The 559-nt window shown below is 53.3% G+C and carries 1 protein-coding gene; it reads right to left on the minus strand.

The annotated features are described in order from the left end of the window. A partial coding sequence (locus tag MHY13_RS12150) for an IS256 family transposase (protein WP_239283249.1) occupies nt 1-559 on the minus strand: 559 nt, incomplete at both ends.

Raw genomic sequence — 559 nt, forward strand, 5'->3', positions numbered from 1 at the left:
TGTCTTCAATATTGCAGATCATCAACCACAGCGTCTTTAGGGCTGATTCATCGTTGGTGAACTGCACCCTGTTGCGAGTAGCTTTACGCAGCTCATTGTTAAAAGATTCAATGGAGTTCGTCGTATAGATCACCTTCCTAGCTGCTGGTGGGAACTGCAGAAACGGGACAAACCGCGCCCACGCGTCCTGCCAGACCTTGACTGAGCGGGGATACTTCTCACCCAGCTCGGAAGCCTCGAATTCGGCTAAAGCAGCCCTAGCTGTGGACTCGTCTGTGGCGGTGTAGACCTTCTTCAACGCGGCTGATACAGCCCGGCGATCCCCGTAGGCTACCCACCGGTTCGCGGCACGTATCAGGTGCACGATACAGGTTTGCACCATAGAGTTCGGCCAGGTTGCCTCGACTGCTTCTGGTAGGCCTTTCAGCCCGTCACAGCAGACGATAAAGACGTCTTTGACACCACGGTTAGAAAGATTGGCGCATACCTGCGCCCAAAATGAAGCGCCTTCTTCTTTGGCAATCCACAATCCTAAAATGTGTTTGATGCCGTCAAGGTC

This window comes from Corynebacterium sp. ACRPE (assembly GCF_022347435.1).
GTDB classification, from domain to species: domain Bacteria; phylum Actinomycetota; class Actinomycetes; order Mycobacteriales; family Mycobacteriaceae; genus Corynebacterium; species Corynebacterium tuberculostearicum_D.